The sequence below is a fragment of the Phocaeicola sartorii JCM 17136 = DSM 21941 genome, from assembly GCF_054653615.1.
The window spans coordinates 1,091,322-1,114,684 of the sequence record NZ_BAAIFW010000006.1; the positions used below are offsets into that span (position 1 = coordinate 1,091,322).

The window sequence follows — 23,363 nt, forward strand, 5'->3', positions numbered from 1 at the left end:
TGTGATCTTGCTTTGCTCAACATGCCTAATTATGTTCAATTTGTCCCTTAGGAACAAATTGAACATATATATATCAGAAAAGAGGATGTCGGACTATTCTCGGCAGATATTTTTTTTGTATTCTGTAGGAGACATTTCGTATTTTAGCTTGAATGTTTTAGTGAAATGCGAGCTGTTGATAAAGCCTACTTCAAGCATGATCTCTTGAATATTCAGGTTAGAATTAGTAAGTAAATAAGCCGCTTTTTCCAGCCGGACGTTTCGTACATAGTCTGCTAATGACTGGCCGTCAATCCGCTTCAAGTCTCTGTATAATTTCGTCCGGCTCACTCCCATTGCACTGGCCAATTGATCGGGAGATAAGTTGGGGTCACTGAGGTTGTCGTTGATTACCTTTTTGAATTGTTCTGTCATTGCTTGGAGCTCTTCGGCGCTTAGAGCGGATTTCTGTGGCTCTTTTTTGGTCGTCTTTTTCTCTGTTACGGTTTCTATGATTGCTGTGTTCCGGATGTAATCGGGAGATGCCTGCATGGCGTTGTCCGGCCTGTTTCCTTTCAGCCATTGTTCTCTTTGTGTGAGTAACCTATGCAGATTTACTTCCAACAGTTTCATGGAGAAAGGTTTGGGAATATATAAGTCAGCTCCTGATTCATATCCTTCTATCTGGCTTTCCACATTGTCTTTGGCTGTCAGCAAGACCAAGGGGATATAGGCTACGGAGAGGTTGTTCTTAATTTGTCTGCACATTTCTATTCCATCCATTTCAGGCATCATGACATCACTCACGATGATGTCGGGAAAGATAGACATGCACATATCCAGTCCCATACGGCCGTTGTCGGCTGTGTGGATATTGTATGAGGAGGACAGTTGTTCTCTTAAGGCGGTCTGAAGCTCCTTGTTGTCTTCTACAATAAGTAGAGTGGGCAACTTGGGGTTGTCGTTCCGGGGACTTCCGGGTTCTTTGATATTGTTTGTCCCATCCGTGTCTAATTCGCAGTATTGATTATTCATGAATCCTTTGAAATCGAAATCGGTATTTTCGGTTTTTCTGGTGATGGGGCTGCTGCCCGATATGGGCAGTGCTACGATAAATTCTGTTCCCACCATGCGCTGGCTGCTTACGATGATCATTCCGTTGTGCTGCAATACAATACTTTTCACTATGGCTAAGCCGATTCCCGAACCTAAATGTGACTGTGAGGAGCCTTGCACTTGGAAGAAACGTTCGTAGATGAGGCGGATGGATTCTGTGGAAATGCCGACTCCTGTATCTCTGATGGTAAGTATGCAGACGGGTTGTTCGGGAGAAATGTTTCCTTCGGTGTGTAAGTTGCCGTAACAGGGGGCGACATCTTTCATTGTACCTTTTTTGAAATGGACATCCACTTTGCCGTTTTCATTGGTATATTTGATGGCATTGGAAAGCAGGTTGATGATCATTTTTCCCATTTTATCTTTGTCGGCGTCCAACTCGATATCTTCTGCATCTGCAGTGAAGGTGGCAGAAATATGTTTGTTGTTTGCCCAGGAACTGATTTCATCAAAAATCCCGCGCACTAACTGGGACATATTTAGATGTTCAATGTTTAATGTCCCTATTCCCAAATCCGCTTTCCTGATATCTACAAGTTCGGTGATCAGTGCCAGCATCTTTTTGGCATTGGTAAGGATTGTCTTGCACTCTTTCACAGGTTTGTTGTCATTGAACAATTTTTCGGCTGCCAGTAATATTAAAGTCAATGGGGTTTTTAATTCGTGTGAAGCGTTCATGAAGAATTGCATTTTGGCTTGATATTTTTCTTCATCTTGTACCATCAGAATTTTCTGTATCTCGTTTTCTTTCTTAAGATTCTGTTCTTTGCTATATTGTCTGAAGGCAATGTACAGTACCAGCAATACGATCAGTACATAGCTTACTTTTGCTTGGAAAGACAGCCACCAAGGTGGCTGTATATTGATTTCCAGTTTTTTCCCCGGTTCTTGCCAGGTATATCCTTTGTCGGCAGAGAACTGTACTTCCAGTTCATAGGAATCGTAAGGCAAGTTTGAGAAGTAAACTTCATTGTTGGTATATCGTAATGTATGCCATTCCTGTTGGAAACCTTTCAGACGATAGCGATACATTATCTGTTCGGACAGTTCGTAACCCAATGCGGCAAAAGAGATGGTGAAATTGTTCTGCAGATAATTGAGGGTAAGCTTGGACGTTTTGTCTAGGACCTTGTCTAATAGAATACGTCCGTTGTAGGCCGCTTTCGGGACGATTTTCTGATTGTTGACTGTCAGTTCGCAAAACATTAGCTCATTATTGCCGGTATTACAGCTCAAGTGGTCGGGGTGGAAATAGCTTAGGCCATACAACCCACCCATATAGAGGTAACCGTCGTTTCCTTTGTAAGAAGCGTTTATCTTGAAAGCATTGTTTTGCAATCCATCGCCAAGTCCGTAGGTATGGATGGTGTTTTTCTGAGGATTCAATTGGGTGATTCCCTTGCCGCCTGTCCAGACATTGCCTTTATGGTCAAGGAGCACTATCTCACAGTCGTTGTTGGGCAGCCCGTCTTGTATGGTATAGCAAGTAGCGGTATAGTCATTATTGCGTTCGGAATGCAATACTATTTTATTCAGACCGCCTCCTATAGTTCCTACCCAGCAAATGGAGTCGTTGCTGCAATCGATATCCGCCAGATAATTGGTGGACATCGGATATTTCATTGAAGAATCCGCCTGATAGGAAGATAGATTTTTTATTCTTCCATCATCGGTCAGCTGTAGGCGGTTCAGACCGTTGGTAGTACATAGAAAGGTTGAATGTCCTTTGACGAGAATGTGTGATATATGATTGGAAAGAAGGCATGGGTCTGTTTGGGTATTGAGATGCATCGTTATCTTCGGATCACTCAGCGGACTGCTTATGCGGAATATGCCGTTTCCCCAGGTACCTATCCATAAGTGTCCGGATGAGTCTTCTTTTAAGTGTGCGATGCTGGTATTGATTAGATTTGCGTCATCGGAGTTCTTGGGATCCAGCTTGCGGGATTTTTGTGTGTACGTGTCGTAGAGGAAGATTCCGTGACTTGTACCGATGTAGAGATGCCTTTGGTCGCGGCTCATTTCCAGTGTTTGATAGTATATGGTTTCGGCGTTTTTTGTCTTTTGTAACGGCATCAATGTAAGTTCACCCGTTTGTGGCGAATGACGGAACAGGCTGGCGTATTCTACAAGGATCCAATTGGTGCCGTTGTCCTGTCCGGTGATTGATACGACTTCGTTCTGTGAAAATCCCATTTCCCGAAAATCCGGTGCGGAAAGATTGCTGAAGATCGATTGGGAGAGGCTTCGGTAAAATATCCCCCAACTGTTGGATGCCACCCACAGATTATTGTATTTGTCTATGATCAAATCCTCTATTTTCAGTGACGAGTGTTCTTCGTCCGGTGTGTTCCGTAAATATTCCCGTATCACGGCTTGGGATGAGAATGGTTGTTTCATCTCGAATATGCCTGCGGAGTAGGTACACCATAGATCTCCCTCTTTGCTGACAATTAGTTTGCCGTTGGTTGTTGCTGGTATTTTCGGATTGACTTGGTGGAAACCGGTATAGACGGATGTAGAACAGTCCGGTTGTCCTCCGACAATGTTGAAACGATGGCATCCTTCTCCCGAACGCACGTATAAGTAATTCCCCATGAGGTGGATATTTCGTATTATATCATTCTTTTTCAACAGTTTGTCTGTTGCATAGCTGTTGAGTAGCACAATTTGCCCGTTGCGGATACCGAGTTTGACGAGATGGAATCCGGTGGAAGCCCATACAGTTTCTCCTTGGAATTGCAGGTCTGTGATACCTTTGCAAAAGATACGGTCGGCATCATTGTTCCATTCTACGGATTTGAGTGTGTCTTTATGAACTTGTGCAACGATTGTTTCTTTGGAGGTCTTTATCCATAAATGACAGTTGTCTGGATGGATGAATATTTTGTGGATAGTGGTTTGGAGATGTTGTGAAAGCTTATCTCCTTCTATATAATAAGGTGTATAATGATGGGTATTTAAATCAAAACAGGTTAGTCCGCTTTCTGTTCCCAACCATATCTTATCTGTGTTGCAAGCCATTGCTCTGATTCGATTGTGCGACTCGTAGATTTTGTGGCTTCTCGGATAATAGTCAAATGTCTGTAGACTGTAGCCGTCATAATTTTGCAGACCGGCAAGCGTACCTATCCAAATAAGGCCTGTACTGTCTTGTAAAATGCAACAGGCATCGGTGTGGGCCAAACCGTTGTTGATGCTTAGACGTTTGAATATTTCATTGGCATGTAGCAAGGTTGGTAAGAGTGATAAAATCAAACCAATTGCTGCCGATGTTAATAGCTTGTGTATGTTTTTCATGGTAAAATGATCATAAATGTATTGCAAAGATACGAAAAGTGAGCCAAATAGAACATTTTTTTGGCGGTAATTGGGGTAGAAAACAAAGTATGGTATCTTTGAAAAGTGTACATTTGGGTCAATGAATCCGGAAATGTACCAAGAAGAGGAGTTATTCCCAAGTTCTCAGACCTTGAAATATTTTCAGTTGCTTATAAATGTTAAATGCACGGTGAGCACAATTTGAGAAACAAAAAGCACAGAATTAGGAACGGATAGCAAAGTCCGGAAGCCTGTAGTGACGTAGTTTTGTGCAGAAATCGTACAAAAATAAAAAGATAAGCATGAGACAAAAAAATTATTTATGGCTGCTCGTTGTCCTGTTGTTTGCGGGAAATGCAGTACATGCCAAATCGGGCGGAAAGGAAATACACATCCCCGCTAAGCAAGTGAAGGAAAATGATTTTAGAAAAGGCGGGCGGTTCAGCCATGACTACAAGATGGAATCAGAAAATTTGGTGCTGTTCTGGGAAAGTTCCTTCGGCAAAGACCCGGCTGGTTATGTTGACAAGTCCCGCCGATTTTATCCGGAAGAATTGTTGCGTGAGGGTGAACGGTTCTTTACCTATTATGTGGATAAGCTGAAATTTGCAGACCCGGAGACGTCGCAATCCGCCCGGAAAAAGATGATTATATGGATGTTCAACGATGCCGAAACAACCGCTTACGGATGGGGCGACGAAGGAGTGGGGATGATGTGGATGCGTCCGTGCCGCGCCCAATCCTATCCTTACTGTCCGTTGGCCCATGAGATGGGACATTCTTTTCAATACATGGTAGAGGCAGACGGTTCGCGCGGATTCGGTGGACATCCATTGGTGGAATATACTTCGCAATGGATGTTGTGGCAGGTTTATTCGGACTGGACTACCATTGAAAAATATCACTTGGATGCCTACATGGAGCAGACTCATTACTCGCTGCTGAATGGAATTAACCAGTATCATGCACCGCAGTTCATGGAGTATTGGTCTAACAAGCACGGATTGAATATTATTGCGCGTATCTGGAAAGAAGCAGAGGGCAACGAAGATCCGGTTGCAGCCTACAAACGGTTGACGGGTATCAGTCAGGAAGAGTTTAATGACGAGATATATGAGGCGGCTGCCCGTTTCGCCACTTGGGATATGCCGCGTGTGAAGAATGTATGTAGTAGTTACGCCAACCAACACCGTTGCAAACTGGATAAGGTAGCTGACAACTGGTACCAGATAGCCGAAACCCGTTGTCCGCAGAACTACGGTTATAATATTATCCGTTTGAATGTACCCGAAGGAGGCGAGGAAATCACATTGGAATTTAAAGGTGTGGCCGGCAGTGAAGGTTTCCGCAGTGGCAATCTGAATGATGCCGGATGGAGATACGGTTTTGTAGCTGTGAATAAAGAGGGTCAATGTTACTACGGAAAGACTTATAAGGCCGGTAACGGAAACAATCGGCCTGTGAAATTCATGATACCCGAAGAAACTCAATTCCTTTGGCTCGTAGTGACTGCTGCTCCTGCGCAACATCGTGATTATCTGAAGAAATGGAATGAGATGGCAAAGGAAAAGGGAAAAGAAGCCCAATGGCCTTACCGGATACGTTTGGAGAATGTGGATCTTCATCCATCCGTATTGAAAGCGAAGAATTAACTCTTGATATAAGAACTGAATCATGAAAGCAAAACACTATTTACTGTTGGCGATAAGTATATTGTCTTCAGGAAGCCTTTGGGCGAAGGACTACTTGATTTCCACTCCCAACACCTCATTGCTCCTTACGGCTACTCCCGGTGAAAAATCAAAGTTTCAATATTATGGCAGCCGTATTACAGAAAAAGAAATCCAAGGTATTTATGATAGCGGGCTGGCGTTCGGTACGGAGAGCTATCCGGTATTCGGGTTGAACACTGCCGGTGAACGGGCCATGGCAGTCACTCATGCTGATGGCAACATGTCGCTCGATCTGGTTGTGGAAGAGGTAAATCAGTATCAGACCGATGAAGCCGAAACTACGGAGATACGCATGAAAGATCTGGTTTATCCGTTTGTACTGAAGCAATATTTCAAGGCCTATAAGGGAACCGACATCATTTCCACCTGGGTGGAAGTGAAGAATAACCATAGAAAGCCTATTACGCTTTATCGTTTTGCATCGGCCTTTTTGCCTGTACATCGGGGAGATAACTGGATGACGCATTTTCACGGATTCTGGGGAGCCGAGTGCACGATGGAGGAAGAGAAACTGACCAACGGCCAGAAAGTGATCAGTAACAAGGACGGATTGGTAAATACGGAATCCGACCATCCGTCGTTCATGCTTTCCATGGACGGTAAGCCACAGGAGGCTCATGGGCATGTGTTGGCAGGTACGTTGGCATGGACCAGCAATTATCTTATCAAAATGGATGTCCATAATACGCGGTTCAACTTTTCGGCAGGGATCAACGAAGAAAACTCTCATTATACATTGGAGCACAAGGAGGTGTTTACTACTCCTGAGTTTGCCATGACCTACAGCACTACAGGAAAAGGCGGTGTTAGCCGTGCTTTCCATCGCTGGGCGCGCTGGTATAAGTTGCATCAGGGCAATGTTCCCCACGATATATTGTTGAACAGTTGGGAAGGTGTCTATTTCAAGGTAAATCAGGAAGGTATGGACCGGATGATGGAAGCCTTTTCTGATATGGGAGGAGAGTTGTTTGTGATGGACGACGGATGGTTCGGCAACAAATATCCCCGCAACGGAGGCAACAGCAGCTTGGGCGACTGGGAAGTGTGCAAGGAGAAGTTGCCCCAAGGAATAGAAGGTCTGTTACAGTCGGCCAAGAAGCACAACATCAAATTCGGTATCTGGATAGAGCCGGAAATGTCGAATACAAAGAGCGAACTGTTTGAAAATCATCCCGATTGGATTATGCGTGTCAAAAACCGTCCTTTATCTACGGGTCGGGGAGGCACACAGGTAGTACTCGATCTTACTAACCCCGAAGTGCAGGATTTTGTATTCGGTGTAGTGGATAACCTGATGACTAAGCACCCGGAGATTGCCTATATGAAGTGGGATGACAACAGTTGCTTGATGGATTACGGCTCGCAATATCTTCCTAAAGAGAAGCAATCCCACCTTTATATAGATTATCAAAAGGGATTGATAAAGGTACTGAAACGCATTCGTGCCAAATATCCCAAGCTGGTACTGCAAGCTTGTGCCGGTGGCGGTGGTCGGGTGAACTACGGTCTTCTGCCTTATTTCAACGAATTCTGGACCAGCGATGATACGGATGCGCTGCAACGCATTTACATGCAGTGGGGGGTGTCTTCTTTCTATCCTGCCGTGGCAATGGCTGCTCACGTCAGTGCCGACCGGAACCATCAGACTGGACGTACCATCCCCTTGAAGTTCCGTTTTGATGTGGCAATGTCGGGGCGTTTGGGCATGGAAATTCAGCCCAAGGATATGAGCGATGCAGACAAGGCGTATGCCAAGCGTGCGATTGCAGCTTATAAGGACATCCGGAATGTGGTTCAGTTTGGCGATCTCTATCGTCTTGCCTCTCCCTATGACAACACAGGGGTGGCTTCGTTGATGTATGTTACCCCCGAGAAAGAACGGGCGGTGTTTTATGTCTATAAAACATCCCATTTCATCAATATGATTCTTCCCAAGGTGTGTATGGACGGGCTTGACCCTCAGAAAATGTACCGGTTGAAGGACCTTACTCCTTTGAAAGAAGATAAGCCTTGCGGGCTGCACGGTAAGGTAATCAGCGGAAAAATATTGATGGAGGAAGGTATTGTTTTGCAAAAACTTTTAAAGAATGAATATTCCAGCTTAGCTTTGGAACTGGAAGAAGTGAAATAGAAAATAATGATTATACCATGAAAAAAAGAACAATGATTGTTGCTGCCTCTTTGGCTTTGACTCTTCTTCAGTCTTGCGCTAAAGACACGTATAAACAGGATCAATTTGTAAACCTGCTGAATATTGAAACGGGCACCACGCATAGTCCCGAAGGATATTTCTTTGCCGACTTGGGATGTTGGCACGGGTATGGATTCAATAACTCTTCCGATATGTCTGAGGCCGGTGGCTTTCGCGGTCCTGCATTTGCGGGTGAACGCAGTTTGGGCTTGCAATGGCTTTCACCCTGTTTGGAAAAGCTGACGTTGATGGAAGAAGGGAACGTAGTGCCCTATACAAAGATAGTCTCTTATGAATATCTGCCCGGTATGTTGAGGCAGTATTTGCAGGCAGGTTCATTAAGTGTGGAAATGAAACAGATTGCGGTAACCGACCGTAGTACGATGATTCAGTACACGATTACCAATCAAGGGGCGGAGAACCGTAGCATTGCATCTGTATTGCAGGGCAGGGCAACTTATAAAGATGCCGGTTTTTCATTGGAATCCGGCAATGCAGTTACTGTGAATGTTGCAGGGGGCAAGCATTATTTCGTGCTATCTTTGCCCGATACCTGGACAGTGAAGGATGGCCCGGAAAAGAATATGTATGTGGCAGCCGGAAAAAGCACGGATTTGCGCCCCGGAAAATCATATACTTTCCAGACTTTTACTTCGTATTGTCCTGCCACCGGCAAGCAGGACGCATTGGCCGAACACGCTTCCTTGAAGGTGAAAGACGCTGAAAAATATTTGAGCCGGAATGCTGAGCGTTGGGAGGGGTACTTAAGCAGTATCCTTGATCGTGATACTGAATACCTGGAGAACGACCGTAACCGTAAGTGGGCGGTAAAAGCACTCATGACTTTACACACCAACTGGCGTAGTGCCGCAGGCGACTTGAAGCACGGCGGTGTACAGCCCAGCACCGGTCATTTCAACGCATTTTGGGCGTGGGATAGTTGGGAACATGCGGTAGGCCTGTCTATCTTTAATCCTGAATTGGCAAAGGAACAGATGCTTACCATGTTCGACTTTCAAACTCCTGAAGGTATGATTATCGACCTTATCGGGCTGGATGCAAAAGAGAACAATAAGGTTTGCTCCAAACCGCCCATTGCAGGATGGGCAACTTATATGGTGTACCAACGCTCCAAGGATAAAGCATTTGTCAAGGAGATGCTTCCAAAGCTGCTTAAATACCACGAATGGCGATACAAATACCGTGACCATGACCAAAACGGTTTGTGTGAATATGGTGGCATCGCTCCCCAGGTTTATCAGGGACAATGGGAGAGCGGTATGGACGTGGCAGTAAAGTTCGACGGTGTGAAGATGCTGAAGAATGCCGAAGGTGCCTATTCTTTCGACCAGGAATCCATTGAACTGAACAGTTACCTCTGTGCAGAGAAGTTCTATCTGGCTTATCTGTTGGAAGAGGTCGGGGATAAAGCACAGGCAGCTCGTTTTCGTGAAGAAGGGAAGAAACTGAAGAATATGATTCAGGAGAAGTTCTTCGATAAAGAAACCGGTTTCTTCTATGATCGTAAGATGGGTACGGGCGAGCTGGTGAAGGTAATCGACATCTCGGGTTGGATTCCTCTTTTTACCAGAGTGGCTACTCCCGAACAGGCTGCCGCAGTGAAGAAGAATATGCTTGATCCCGAACTTTTCGGTACTTACTTCCCTTTTTCCTCGCTCAACCACAAGCATCCGCTTTATCAGCCCGACAAGGGATATTTCCGTGGACAGACTTGGATGAATTACACTTATTTCGGTATTCGTGGCTGGAAAAACTACGGTTTCATGGAAGATGCCGCGAAATATACAAATCTTTTGCCCGATCGCCTGAAAGGACTGACCGAACCCGGTTATCCCATCCGTGAGAACTGGAATTCGGCTACGGGCGAAGCGATGACAGCCAAACACTTCGGATGGTCAAGCGCATTCTCTATTCTGCTGTTGGCTGAGGATACTGATACTTTCCCTTATGTACCGGGAATGTAGAAATGTCAAATTGTGTAGTTACAAATAAATAATAAGTATATGACAAATATTAAATCACTCTGTTTATGTTTACTGGTTGCTTTGGTGTGCCTGCCCTTAGGGGCGGCAGACCATTTGCTGAAATCTCCTGACGGGAAATTAGTTGTAGAAATAGATACGGAGGGGCAATTGAAATATGCCCTGAAACGTGAAGGGCAACTTCTGTTGGATAAAAGCTTGATCGGTCTGGTACTGGAGGATCGGGTTTTAGGAGAGAATGTGAAAGTGCGTCGGGTAAACCGGCGTTCCATGGTAGAGGAGACAATTGTGTCGCCGCACTATCGTTTTTCTTCTTTCAATGTGGTTTATAATGAGTTGGACATTCAATTGAAGGGGAACTTCGGAGTAATATTCAGAGCCTATAATGAAGGGATTGCCTATCGTTTATATACCACGGCAAAGGAAGGCTTGACGATAAGGGATGAGGTAGTACAGATGAATTTCCCCAAAGATTATACAACCTATATGGCGTACTCTACGGTAAAACCGGGAAAGGATCAATATGCAATGGCATTTCAGAACCTGTACACCAAGAGTAGCGTGACGGGAGTAAAGACGGACAATATTGCTTTCCTCCCTATAACGGTAGATTGTGGCAATGAAGTGAAATTGACGTTAATGGAGTCTGATTTGGAAGATTATCCGGGTATGTTTGTCAAAGGTGACGGGAAAAGTACCTCCTTGCAGGGTACGTTCGCCCGGTATCCTACGGAATTAAAGAGCTTCGCTCCCCGAGCCATGAAACGTGTCGTGGAGCGAGCCGATTACATAGCAAAGACGGAAGGCAAGCGTACTTATCCGTGGCGTATCTGGGCTGTGTCCGAAAGGGATACGGAAATGCCGGTTAATAAATTGGTGTATGCCCTGGCCTCGCCTAACCGTATCGGAGATTGCTCATGGATAAAGACTGGAAAAGTAGCTTGGGATTGGTGGAATGATTGGGGAATCTCTGGCGTAGATTTCAAGGCAGGCATCAATATGGAAACCTATAAATGCTATATTGATTTTGCCGCCGACAATCATATTGAGTTTGTGGTATTGGATGAGGGTTGGTATGATCCGGGGAAAGGTGACATGTTGACGGTCATTCCGGAACTTGATTTGCCGGAACTGGTACGGTATGGCAAAAGCAAGGGTGTTGATCTGATATTGTGGGCTGTCTTCAATGTACTCGATGATCAGCTGGAAGCCGCTTGCAAGAAATATTCCGAGATGGGAATCAGTGGTTTCAAAATAGATTTCTTGGATCGTGACGACCAGACTGCTGTAGAGATGACCTACCGTATTGCCGAGATGGCTGCCAAGTATAAACTGACTCTGGATTTGCACGGCTTTTATAAGCCAACGGGATTGAATCGTACTTATCCTAATATTATTAATTTTGAATCGGTATTCGGCATGGAGGAAATGAAATGGAGTTCTGTTCAGAAAGATATGATGGAGTATGATGTGACAATGCCTTATATCCGCATGATGGCGGGGCCGGTGGACTATACGCCCGGAGCTATGCGTAATGCTTCCAAGAAAGATTTCAAGGATATATACTATAATCCGATGAGTCAAGGCACGCGCTGCCACCAGTTGGCTGCATACGTGGTACATGATTCCCCTTTGACGATGCTCGCCGATAATCCTACGGCCTACAAGCACGAACAAGAATGTACCGATTTTATTGTCAGCATTCCCAATAAAAATATCGAGGAGACCCGTGTATTGCAAGGCAAGTTGGGAGAGTCGGTAGTTATAGCCCGCAAAATTGGCTCTTCTTGGTATGTGGGAGGAATGACCGATTGGACAGCACGGGAAATAACTCTTGACTTTGGTTTCTTGGGTGATGGTACTTATGAAGTGGTGCTGTTTAGGGATGGTGTCAATGCGGATAAGCAGGCGGAAGACTATAAGAAAGAGATTTTCACTGTCACCCCGGATTCAGAGAAGAAGATACGTATGGCTTCGGGAGGCGGTTTTGCAATGACGGTCGTTAAAAAATAAGTGAACATAGGTATATGAGAAAGTTAATATTGTCCTTGGTTGCCGTTATTTGCTTGCATACAGTCTATGCACAGCAGTATTGGCAGATAGATAAAGGTAATAATAGCATTACGTGGCGGGTGAAAAAAGGCGAAGCGCACCATGACCATATAGAGATGAGTGGAAAACAGGTGTCGGTGGTACTCAGATATGGCGTCAAGGAAGACGGAACTTTTGAGTTGAAAAAAAGTATGGTGTGGCCGATGTTGCGCACGATACCTAATAACACACATGGCAGTCTGATGCGCCGCCTTGACTGGAATCCATTGGAGGATGTCATGGTAGAGGGACGGGCTATGCGGGAACAGGTGAAATCCGTTACCTTGAATGGGACATTGGAAGTGGTAAGCGATATTCAGGCGGGGAAGAATCGTTCTTTATCTTTGAAGCGTACTTATTTGCCGTCGGTTGATTTGCCTTCCTTGGTGGAAATCTATGAGTTCACAAATACAGGTAGCGTGGCAGTAGATATTGAAATACCAAAAATAGACATCGTTTCCCCCACGAATCCGGAGAAGGGAGTAGAAGGCAGTTACTCCGTTCTATGTGTATCGGAGGATGGAGTTTCACAAACCATACTGCCAGGCAAAACTGTTACTTTCTCTGCTTCCGTTTCTGCCCATAAGGTTCTTCCGGAAAAAAGGATAGATGCCGCAAGGGAATTGGAGAAGCGCAGAGCTGTGGTTGCCGAATGGATGAATAACCTTGTCTTGGATACCCCCGATCCCGTAATCAATGAAATGTTCGCCTTTTCCAAGATACGTGCGCTCGAAAGCATTTATGATACGAAAGGCGGACCTATGCACGGACCGGGCGGCGAGTCTTATTATGCCGCTATCTGGGCGAATGACCAGGCTGAATATATCAATCCCTACTTTCCGTATGTGGGCTATCAGTATGGAAATGCCTCTGCTGTGAACTCGTTCAAACACTTCGCCCGCTATATGAATGATGAGTGGAAGCCTATCCCCAGTTCGATAGTTGCCGAAGGAGACAGTTATTGGAACGGGGCGGGTGACCGCGGAGATGCGGCAATGATTGCTTATGGTGCTGCGCGTTACGCACTGGCAAGTGGCAATAAAGAAGAAGCACTGGAGCTATGGACATTGATTGAGTGGTGCTTGGAATTCAGTCGTCGGAAAATTAATGAAGGGGGTGTAGTCGCTTCGGATTCGGATGAACTGGAAGGACGTTTCCCGGCAGGAAAAGCGAATCTGTGTACTTCTTCTTTGTACTATGATGCATTGCTTTCAGCCGCTTATCTGGCAGAAGACTTGGGAAAGGGAAATGCTGTTGCCGGCAAGTATCGCCGGCAGGCGGCTCAATTGGAGAAGGCTATAGACCGTTATTTTGCGGCTGATGTAGAAGGTTTTGATACCTATGCTTATTATAAAGGGAATGATGTGCTTCGTGCCTGGATTTGTATTCCTTTGACGGTAGGCATTAACAAGCGTGCTGCAGGAACTATTGACGCTCTTTTCTCGCCTCGTTTGTGGACAGAGAACGGGTTATTGACAGCCTCCGGTGACAAGACTTTTTGGGATCGTTCTACCTTGTACGCTTTACGTGGTGTCTTTATGGCAGGTGAAGTAGAGAAGGCGATGGAATATATGAAGCGTTATTCAGCCACTCGGTTGCTGGGAGCGCATGTTCCTTATGCCGTAGAGGCATGGCCGGAGGGCGGGCAACGTCATCTATCCGCTGAAAGCGCATTGTATGGACGTATTGTTACAGAAGGAATGTTCGGCATTCGTCCCACGGGGTTGAGCTCTTTTTCTATGAAACCGCAACTTCCTCAGGAATGGGATCACATGTCACTCCGTAAGGTTAGGGCATTCGGTACGGAATTTGATATCCAAGTAGTGCGCAAAAAGGGAGAAAGATTACAAGTAACCGTTATAAAAGAGGGCAAACCGATATTGAAACGGAATGTAAAGAACGGTACATCGTTAAATTGTAAATTTTGAATAGTATATGAATATAGTAAATAAAAAATGGGTGGCTATCTTATTGATAGCTGCTCCTTTGTGGGGGTACGCACAAAAAGTGGTGGAACTGAAAGACCCGTCAGGCAAAGTTTCAGTGAATGTAACGATAAGCAATGAAATTATTTATTCAGTGTCTCATGAAGGAGATATCATGGTAGGGGCTTCTCCCATATCCATGACTTTAGCTGATGGGACGGTATTCGGTAAAGAACCTCGTTTACGTAAGAAAAGAATCAAGACAATCAACCAAACGATCTATCCTCCTATCTATAAAAAGAAAAGTATCAAAGATCATTATAATGAACTGACCTTGGACTTTAAAGGTGGGTATAGTCTGATATTCAGAGCTTATGAAGACGGTGCCGCCTATCGTTTTGTCTCTAACTTGAAGAAACCGTTTTTGGTAGAGAGTGAGCAGGCGGTATTTAACTTACCGGATAATCCGAAGATATTTGCCGCTACACCTAAAGGACGTCAAGTTGACGGGAAAGAGAATCAGTATCATAGTTCATTCCAAAATACTTATCAACATGTGTCACTGGCCGAATGGGATAAAAGCCGTCTGGCATTCTTACCTGTATTGACCGAAGGAAAAGGAGGTAAGAAACTATGTATTACCGAGGCTGATTTGTTGAATTATCCGGGTATGTTTTTGAAAGTTTCTTCGGATGATAAAGGCTTATATGGTGATTTTGCCGCTTACCCGAAAGATGTTTCCGTAGAGGTGAGAGGACTGAAAGGAGTTGTTAAAACCCGTGAGCCGTACATTGCCAAGGTGGAGGGGAAGACTGCTTTCCCATGGCGTGTCATGGTAATAACTGAAGAAGATGCGGACTTGCTTTGCAATGACATGGTATATAAACTTGCCACTCCTGTGATAGAGGGTGATTTTTCATGGGTAAAACCCGGCAAGGTAGCCTGGGACTGGTGGAACGACTGGAACATCTACAATGTGGACTTTCGTGCCGGAGTCAATACGGAAACGTATAAGTATTATATTGATTTCGCTTCAAAATATGGCATTGAGTATGTGATATTGGATGAAGGGTGGGCTGTTGCCGGACCTGCCGATTTAATGCAGGTAGTTCCTGAGATAGATTTGAAAGAGTTGATACGCTATGCTGCCGACAAGAAAGTTGATTTGATATTATGGGCCGGTTACCGTGCTTTCGACCTGGATATGGATCGCGTTTGCAAGCATTATGCTGCAATGGGAATCAAAGGTTTTAAAATCGACTTCATGGATAGGGATGACCAATATATGATCGACTTCAACCGTCGTTGTGCGGAAACAGGCGCTAAATATAAATTACTCATTGACCTGCACGGAACTTCCAAGCCGACAGGGTTGCAGCGTACCTATCCGAATACAATTAACTTTGAAGGTGTTCATGGTTTGGAAGAACTGAAATGGGCGCAGCCGGGCACGGACCAGGTAACCTATGACGTGACGATGCCGTTTATCCGTATGGTTGCCGGTTCGGTGGATTACACACAAGGTGCTATGAACAATGTTAATAAAGAAAACTTTAAGGCCATTTACTCCGAACCGATGAGCCAGGGTACACGTTGTAGACAACTGGCCCACTACGTGGTTTTTGACTCTCCGCTGAATATGCTGTGCGATGCACCAACCAACTATATGAAAGAGGAAGAGTGTACAAAATTCATTGCAGCTATTCCTACTGTTTGGGATGAAACTAAAGTATTGAATGGAAAGATTGGAGAATATTTGGCTGTAGCCCGTCAGAAAGACGGTATCTGGTACATAGGGGCATTGACCAACTGGGATGCACGTGATATGGAGCTTGACCTGTCTTTCTTGGGACAGGATGTTAAGCGCATTGAAATCTTTGAAGATGGTATCAATGCCGATAGGGTAGGGAAAGATTATAAACGTAAAATTATGAGTTTGCCTGTTGATAAGAGATTAAAGATACACATGGCTCCGGGGGGAGGATTTGTTATAAAAACATTGAAATAGAAAAGATGGCTGAAAGTAAAGATTGGACAATGGTTTCAGATGGGAACTATGATATCTATTCCCAATGGGGAGGAAGTCTTTCTGCCTATCTGCAAAAGTAGTATGGGGAATGTACGGGCAAGTATTTTGCCTGTGTCAGAAAGTACCCATTCATACGTAAGAGTGTGTCAAAACTCTCTCTTTGAAGAAATCACCCCTGCTACAGCAATTGTCGCAGGGGTGAAACTTTCTGTTTGGGCATTATGACACACTCTTTACTTTTTCATGCTTTCAGAAACCGGCAAAGCTTTTCTACCGCCAGCGCGCGGTGACTGATTTTATTCTTCGTCTCATTTCCCAGTTCGGCAAACGTCTGGGTATATCCATCGGGTACGAATATAGGGTCATATCCGAAGCCTGTTCCGCCACGTTTCTCTTTGATAATCTCTCCTTTTACGATTCCTTCGAACAAATGCTTCTTTCCATCTATTATTAAACAAATGGCTGTGCGGAATTGTGCTTTTCTATTTTGTACACCTTGCATGTTCTGCAATAACTTCTGCATATTGGCTTCCGCATTATGCCCTTCACCTCTGGCATAGCGGGCGGAATAGATACCTGGTGCGCCATTCAGCGCCTCTACCTCCAGTCCGGTGTCATCGGCAAAGCAGTCCAAACCGTAGTTCTCATAAATATACGCTGCTTTCAGCATCGCGTTGCCCTCCAAGGTATCGGCTGTTTCAGGAATATCAACGGTGCAGTGGATATCTTTTAAGTTCAATAATTCAACTTTTTCTCCTAAAATAGAGGATATTTCCTCCAGTTTATGAGCATTGTTTGTAGCAAATACTAATTTTCGTTTCATCTTACAGTGTATTTATTGGTGGCAAAGATACTGAGAATGCACCAAACTAAAGTAATTCCTGAGCGAATAAATACAAATGAAAAGAACAATGAACTCAATATCAATATCAACATCATATCTAAATGAAAAGGCCATGATTACTGATAAAGTGATTATAGCCGCAGGCTTTCTTTCCTTGTATAAGTGGCGTAAATAGCGGTCACCGTAGCTTGTTTTATACTGTTCTTTTTTGATGATTGAAAGTTCAATATTCGTTAGCCACGGATGTGGTTAAGTCTATTCACCTAGGTGGTTAAGTCTAACCACGATAGTGATTAAAGTTAATCACCTAGGTGGCTAAGTAAAAATGAACATATAAAAAGTAAGAAAAGAAAGGGAGAAAACAACTAAGAGACAGGGAAAATATGCGCATATAGACTATTTTATATCCTGTGGTAAAGTTGGAATAATTTATTTTTAAGCATCCATTAGTGAGGGCAATGCCCTCACTAATAAAAATGTTACCACCACTAATAAGCAGTTCATTATAAATAAGTTAGAGCAAAAGTGAGGGCATGAGGGCATTTTCGCGTCCAACTTTCTATTGGTCAATTACATCCATACGCTACTGTCACTTGCGGAAGTATGAAATATCGTTTTGTCTTTTCTACAAAGGAATCATCTGGACTACACGTATGTACGCGAAGATATACACGTACATATCAATGTTGATGAAACGCTGACACCTGTATATTCCTCATACTTTTGCAGGGAATCCGGTAACAATTTTTTTGTGATAATTTTAATAGAATATATAATTAAAAAGGGGGTAAGTTCTGGTAGAACTGTATTTTCATTTTTGATTTAGATCAACATTGCAAATATATAATAATTCTAGATTAATTCGAAGCTTTTACAGAAAAAACAATCTGGTTCTTATTCTTTTTTTAATATTATGGTTTATATAATGTTGAAAACCTATTTTACGGGAAATACATAATAAAATTTTTGCTTAGTTCTTCTCTATAGGATTATTTGAATTTTGTTTTATACTTAATACCATTTCAAGCATAGTAGTAGAAAAGAGGTAGCATGGGTTGTTAGGAATAATAAAAAGCCATTCCAATGATTATTTTAATTTATTATGTTCTGTAAAAGTCTAACAGCCTGCAATAGAAATATAAGTAGAGATTAAGTAGAGATTGAGTAGAAACAATGAACCGAAACTTCGCTCATATTGAAATATAGAAATATATTATTGAATTTAATTATTTGATAAAAAGTTAATACTCAATGATTTGAATTTTTATACAGTTCTACCAGAACTTGATAAATCTGTATTTTTAATAAATTTTAAAAACCAATATTATGTTAAAACGATTCAAATCAGTTGGCATGCTGTTGTTCTTAGGAGCTTTTTCTACAGGAACCATTTCTGCTGTTACGGCTTTGGAAGTCAATTCCTCTGCTATCGTACAACAAAATGAGACATGCAAAGGTATTGTGAAAGATGCTATGGGGGAATCTATCATTGGCGCTTCTGTAGTAGTAAAAGGTACAACTAACGGTACAATTACCGATTTTGACGGTAACTTTAGCCTTGCAGGCGTAAAAAAAGGAGAGATTATCGTTGTTTCTTATGTAGGTTACCAAAAACAGGAAGTAAAATGGAACGGAGGTCCGCTCAATGTTATCTTAAAAGAAGATACTGAAGTCTTGAGCGAAGTGGTAGTGGTAGGTTATGGTGTGCAGAAGAAAGCCAACCTTTCCGGTTCCGTTGCTCAAGTCAATAGTGAGGAATTGACAAACCGACCCATTTCCAATGTATCAAGTGGTTTGCAGGGGTTAATGCCTGGTGTAACGGTTACAGCCGGCCAGGGGCGTCCGGGTGAAGATGGAAGCAACATCAGAATCCGAGGTGTTGGAACTTTGAACAATGCCTCTCCTTATATATTGATTGATGGCGTGGAAAGTGGCTCTATGAATGACTTGGATCCTAACGATATTGAAAGTATCTCTGTTTTGAAGGATGCATCTTCGGCTGCTATCTATGGTTCTAAAGCATCTAATGGTGTGATTTTGATTACTACCAAACGCGGTAAGGTCGGTGCTCCTCGCATTTCATACAATGGATATGTGGGTATTCAAAATGCTACGGCGACCATAGACCGTGTGAGTTCAGCTGATTATGCCAGATTGTACAACCGTATTGATGATGATAATAATCAGCCGCATCGTTATTCGGACGAAGATATCCGCTTGTTCGAAGACGGTTCGGATCCTTATGGTCACCCTAACACCAACTGGAATGATGCCGCGTTCAAGACAGGTGTTTTACACAAGCATAATGTCAGCATAAACGGTGGTACAGACAATGCAAAATACATGGCTTCAGTAGGTTACTTGGGTCAAACCGGTATTCTGCCTAACTCGGAACGCAGTCAGTTTAACGGTCGTATGAATTTGGATATAAATATCAGCAAGCAATGGCACGTTCGTATGAACTTGGCATATATTAAGAATGATTACAAAGATCCCAATTCCAATTACGGCGGAGGATCCTCAGACCAGATTATTCGTCAGCTCAATATCTTAAGTCCGATGATTCCTATTAAAAACGAGGATGGGACGTATGGTTCGACCAATGATGGTAATCCTATTGCATGGTTGGACTCTGGATCTACGGTAGATAAATACAATCAAAATTTCACCGGTATGCTTGCCGTAGATTATAAAATATTCGATTTTCTGACAGCGACAGTATCAGGAGCTTATGTTAATGACGATCAGCACTATAAAGCTTTCGTAAAGAAAATAAAGGAAGATCCGGTGCAGGCTGCACGCCCTAACAGTTTATCAGAGTCATTCAGAAACTGGGATCGTTATAACTTTGATGCATTGTTGAATTTCGACAAACAATTTGGTAATCACAGCGTCAAAGTAATGTTGGGATATCATGCGGAAGCGTATGATGTGCGTTACAATAGTATGTATCGTGAGAATTTTCCAAATAACGAGTTAACCGATATGAATGCCGGTGCCGCTGCTACCCAAACCAATAGCGGATTTACACGCGAACTGAATATGTTATCTTATTTTGGGCGTTTAAATTATGACTATAAAGGTAAATATTTGTTTGAAGCCAATTTCCGCTCCGATGCTTCTTCCCGTTTCGCTCCGGGCAATCGTTGGGGATATTTTCCTTCCTTCTCGGGTGCATGGCGCATCAGTGAAGAGTCGTTCATGGAAGGGGTACGAAATAGTTGGCTGTCGAATATGAAAATCCGTGCTTCTTGGGGACAATTGGGTAATCAAGATGCTTTGGGCGACGGAAGCCCGACAGGAGGGGATTTTTATCCTTGGATGAATACTTATAACCTAGGTGCAAACTACCCATTCGGTGGTTCATTGGTTACCGGTTACTATCAAGGTTCATACAAGATGGCTTCTCTCTCATGGGAAAAAGCAACTACCTGGGGGGTAGGTGTTGACTTTACTTTGTTCAATAAGTTCACCGGATCCGTGGACTATTATAACAGAAAAACGACAGACATTATTATGGATGTGGCAGTGCCTAAAGAATTTGCATTGGGCGCCTATAAAGACAATGTAGGCGCGATGAAAAATAGTGGTGTTGAAATTCAATTGGCATACAATGACAAATGGAATGACTGGACATTCGGTGCATCCGGAAATTTCTCTTATAATAAGAATGTCATTGAGAACTTGGGCGGAGTGAACCGTATGGCCGATGGCAGCTTTATGCGTGAGGTAGGCTCCCCTATTAATTCATGGTTTGTATACCGCACGGACGGATTTTTCCAGTCGGACGAGGAAGCTTCCGCATGGCAGGAAAAATACTCGAAAATGGATGGATATCCTTTTGGACAAGACTTTAAAGGGGGTGACTTGCGTTATGTCGATGCAAACGGTGACGGTAAGATTTCAGCCGATGACCGTGAATTGTACAGAACCAAAGACCCCAAATTCACCTTTGGTTTTAATCTGAACGTAGGTTATAAAAATATAGATTTATCAATGAACTTTACCGGAGCAGCGGGTGTTGGATATGCATTTACCAAAGAAGCGTTTGGTGAATTTTCCGGTAGTGCCGGCCACCCGTCAACCGCTTGGTTGGATAGCTGGACACCCGAAAATAAAAATGCAAGTATGCCACGTATTGCAGAATCCCGCAAATCTCCGAGTGAAGCCTCCAATGTACTTTCCGACTTTTGGATTATAGACACAAGCTATCTCCGCATGAAAACCATACAGTTAGGATACACTTTTCCGAAAACCTGGTTGGAAAAATGGGGCGTACAGAATGTACGTATATATTATTCGGCTGAAAACTTGTTGACATTTGATAATATGCCGATTAATGTAGATCCGGAAACGGTGAGTGAACGTTTGTCCAGTTATCCTTTGAATAAGACTCATTCATTTGGCGTGAACATTACATTCTAAACCTTTTATAATCATTAAATTAATACAGAATAATATGAAACGTTTATCAACATATTTACTGGCAGGTGTAGCAGTGTTTTCTGCTTCATGCGCAGACTTTTTGGATACGGCTCCGAAAGACGCTCTGTCTCCTGCAACCACATGGAAAACAGAAACAGATGCCGAAAGTTTTGTAGTGGGCTGCTACAATGGATTATTGAATCCTAGCTCCATCCTTTACTTGGATTGCGGATCTGATATCGGTTACAATAACTTCCCGTGGGAGGGATGGCGTGCTTGGGGAGACGGGTCTCTGGCAAGTGGAAATACGGGTAATTCTTTCTATGATTTTGCTATCATCCGACGTTGTAATACTGTATTGGATAACATTGACAATGTGGAATTTACTACTTCAGGAAAGAAAGAACAACTGATAGCGGAAGCCAAAGCGATCCGTGCTTATAAATACTTTCTGATGAACTGGTGGTATGGCGGTGTGCCCATTATCGGATCTTATACCACGGCAGAAGAAGCACAGGTTCCGCGTAACACGGAAGCAGAAGTGCGAGAGCAGATTGCAAAGGACTTGGATGACGCCCTTGTTTCCATCAATACAATTCCGGCTACACGGGGGCGTATCACCAAAGGTGCGGTGTTGGCTATGAAGATGCGCGAAGCACTTTATTATGGAGACTGGCAGAAGGCAAAAGATGCGGCTCAGGCCATCATCTCTTTGAATCAGTATGAGTTGGATCCCGATTATGAAAATTTATTCAGACTTTCGGGAGTAGATTCGAAAGAAATTATTTTGGCAGACCAGCGCATTGAAAATATTTTCGGATTCGGTGTCATCGGACAGATGTATAACAATAAGGATGCAGGATGGTCTTCTATTGTTCCTACTCAGAATTTGGTGGATATGTACGAAATGGATAATGGTTTGACAAAAGAAGAGGCAGGAGATTATTATGACCCGAAGCATCCTTTTGCCAACCGCGATCCACGTATGGATATGACTGTTCTTTTCCCGGGACAGGAATGGAGAGGGGAGATATTGAATACGCTGGATGAAATGATTGAAGGTAAGAAGAACTTGAATTATCCTACCTATACAGATAATGCTTCAAAATCAGCTTTAACCTGGGCTAAATATCTTGATCCGTACGATCAGTACGCAAATATTTGGAATACGGCTGCTTGTGTTATCATTTTCCGCTATGCGGAAGTGTTGCTAAGTTGGGCAGAAGCTGAAAATGAATTGAATGGTCCGTCGGCTCAGGTGTACGACTATATTGACCAGATTCGCCAGCGGGTAGGTATGGTGAAAGTAGATAGAGTCAAATATGCTACTAAAGACGCTTTGCGTGAGCTTATTCATCGCGAACGTTGTGTGGAATTTGCCGGTGAGGGGTTGCGTAGAGCGGATATTCTGCGCTGGAAAGACGGTAATGGAAAGATGTTGGCGGAAACGGTTTTAAATGGTGAGTTGCGTCGTATAACAGGTACTGTGAACTACAATGAGCCGGATAAGTACAAACGTGCGGAAATTACCGGAACAGCTCTGATTGAAACACGAAAATTCACTCCAAAGAATCGTTATTTACCTATATCTCAAACAGATGTTCTTGATAAGAATCCGAATATCACACAGAACCCCGGATATTAATAAAATAAGGTATTAGATGAGTATAAAAAAAGAGGTGGTGTCAAAACCTTGATAATGTTAT

The 23,363-nt window shown here is 43.4% G+C and carries 10 protein-coding genes; 8 read left to right on the top strand and 2 right to left on the bottom strand.

Features of this window, described 5'->3' with window-relative positions:
• Positions 1–93: 93 nt before the first annotated feature.
• The gene (locus ACYQ0C_RS21505; protein WP_016274892.1) at positions 94–4,395 is read right to left on the bottom strand and encodes a hybrid sensor histidine kinase/response regulator transcription factor; all 4,302 of its coding nucleotides are present in this window, start codon (positions 4,393–4,395) and stop codon (positions 94–96) included.
• Between the two features lie 323 nt (positions 4,396–4,718).
• Here ACYQ0C_RS21505 and ACYQ0C_RS21510 point away from each other — a divergent pair, with 323 nt between their 5' ends.
• The 6 genes from ACYQ0C_RS21510 to ACYQ0C_RS21535 are packed head-to-tail and all read left to right on the top strand — an operon-like array spanning position 4,719 to position 16,367.
• Positions 4,719–6,068: a DUF6055 domain-containing protein gene (locus tag ACYQ0C_RS21510; protein WP_016274893.1), complete on the top strand. Its 1,350-nt coding sequence runs from the start codon at positions 4,719–4,721 to the stop codon at positions 6,066–6,068.
• A gap of 22 nt (positions 6,069–6,090) precedes the next feature.
• Positions 6,091–8,280 (top strand): alpha-galactosidase, encoded by a 2,190-nt coding sequence (locus ACYQ0C_RS21515; protein ID WP_016274894.1) that lies wholly within the window; start codon positions 6,091–6,093, stop codon positions 8,278–8,280.
• A gap of 17 nt (positions 8,281–8,297) precedes the next feature.
• The gene (locus tag ACYQ0C_RS21520; RefSeq protein ID WP_016274895.1) at positions 8,298–10,325 is read left to right on the top strand and encodes an MGH1-like glycoside hydrolase domain-containing protein; all 2,028 of its coding nucleotides are present in this window, start codon (positions 8,298–8,300) and stop codon (positions 10,323–10,325) included.
• A 39-nt stretch (positions 10,326–10,364) separates the two neighbouring features.
• Positions 10,365–12,356, top strand: a complete 1,992-nt coding sequence (locus ACYQ0C_RS21525) for a retaining alpha-galactosidase (RefSeq protein WP_016274896.1) — start codon at positions 10,365–10,367, stop codon at positions 12,354–12,356.
• Between the two features lie 14 nt (positions 12,357–12,370).
• A complete protein-coding gene (locus ACYQ0C_RS21530) occupies positions 12,371–14,362 on the top strand; it encodes a glucosidase family protein (protein WP_016274897.1) in 1,992 nt (663 codons plus the stop codon).
• A gap of 7 nt (positions 14,363–14,369) precedes the next feature.
• On the top strand, positions 14,370–16,367 hold the full coding sequence (locus tag ACYQ0C_RS21535; RefSeq protein WP_016274898.1) for a retaining alpha-galactosidase: 1,998 nt from the start codon (positions 14,370–14,372) through the stop codon (positions 16,365–16,367).
• A 262-nt stretch (positions 16,368–16,629) separates the two neighbouring features.
• Here ACYQ0C_RS21535 and ACYQ0C_RS21540 read toward each other — a convergent pair whose 3' ends face one another.
• The gene (locus ACYQ0C_RS21540) at positions 16,630–17,211 is read right to left on the bottom strand and encodes a non-canonical purine NTP diphosphatase (protein ID WP_016274900.1); all 582 of its coding nucleotides are present in this window, start codon (positions 17,209–17,211) and stop codon (positions 16,630–16,632) included.
• A 1,347-nt stretch (positions 17,212–18,558) separates the two neighbouring features.
• Here ACYQ0C_RS21540 and ACYQ0C_RS21545 point away from each other — a divergent pair.
• Together ACYQ0C_RS21545 and ACYQ0C_RS21550 are read left to right on the top strand one after the other, a co-directional pair.
• Positions 18,559–21,657 (top strand): SusC/RagA family TonB-linked outer membrane protein, encoded by a 3,099-nt coding sequence (locus ACYQ0C_RS21545; protein WP_025017678.1) that lies wholly within the window; start codon positions 18,559–18,561, stop codon positions 21,655–21,657.
• Between the two features lie 34 nt (positions 21,658–21,691).
• Entirely contained in the window at positions 21,692–23,302 is a 1,611-nt protein-coding gene (locus ACYQ0C_RS21550; protein ID WP_025077077.1) for a RagB/SusD family nutrient uptake outer membrane protein, read from the top strand.
• The last annotated feature ends 61 nt before the right edge of the window (positions 23,303–23,363 follow it).

What these genes read in the sequence shown, in the direction of transcription:
- ACYQ0C_RS21520 (WP_016274895.1), top strand. Translation starts at nt 8,298, where the DNA reads ATGAAAAAAAGAACAATGATTGTTGCTGCCTCTTTGGCTTTGACTCTT.
- ACYQ0C_RS21540 (WP_016274900.1), bottom strand. Translation starts at nt 17,211, where the DNA reads ATGAAACGAAAATTAGTATTTGCTACAAACAATGCTCATAAACTGGAG.
- ACYQ0C_RS21530 (WP_016274897.1), top strand. Translation starts at nt 12,371, where the DNA reads ATGAGAAAGTTAATATTGTCCTTGGTTGCCGTTATTTGCTTGCATACA.
- ACYQ0C_RS21535 (WP_016274898.1), top strand. Translation starts at nt 14,370, where the DNA reads ATGAATATAGTAAATAAAAAATGGGTGGCTATCTTATTGATAGCTGCT.
- ACYQ0C_RS21550 (WP_025077077.1), top strand. Translation starts at nt 21,692, where the DNA reads ATGAAACGTTTATCAACATATTTACTGGCAGGTGTAGCAGTGTTTTCT.
- ACYQ0C_RS21510 (WP_016274893.1), top strand. Translation starts at nt 4,719, where the DNA reads ATGAGACAAAAAAATTATTTATGGCTGCTCGTTGTCCTGTTGTTTGCG.
- ACYQ0C_RS21545 (WP_025017678.1), top strand. Translation starts at nt 18,559, where the DNA reads ATGTTAAAACGATTCAAATCAGTTGGCATGCTGTTGTTCTTAGGAGCT.
- ACYQ0C_RS21515 (WP_016274894.1), top strand. Translation starts at nt 6,091, where the DNA reads ATGAAAGCAAAACACTATTTACTGTTGGCGATAAGTATATTGTCTTCA.
- ACYQ0C_RS21505 (WP_016274892.1), bottom strand. Translation starts at nt 4,395, where the DNA reads ATGAAAAACATACACAAGCTATTAACATCGGCAGCAATTGGTTTGATT.
- ACYQ0C_RS21525 (WP_016274896.1), top strand. Translation starts at nt 10,365, where the DNA reads ATGACAAATATTAAATCACTCTGTTTATGTTTACTGGTTGCTTTGGTG.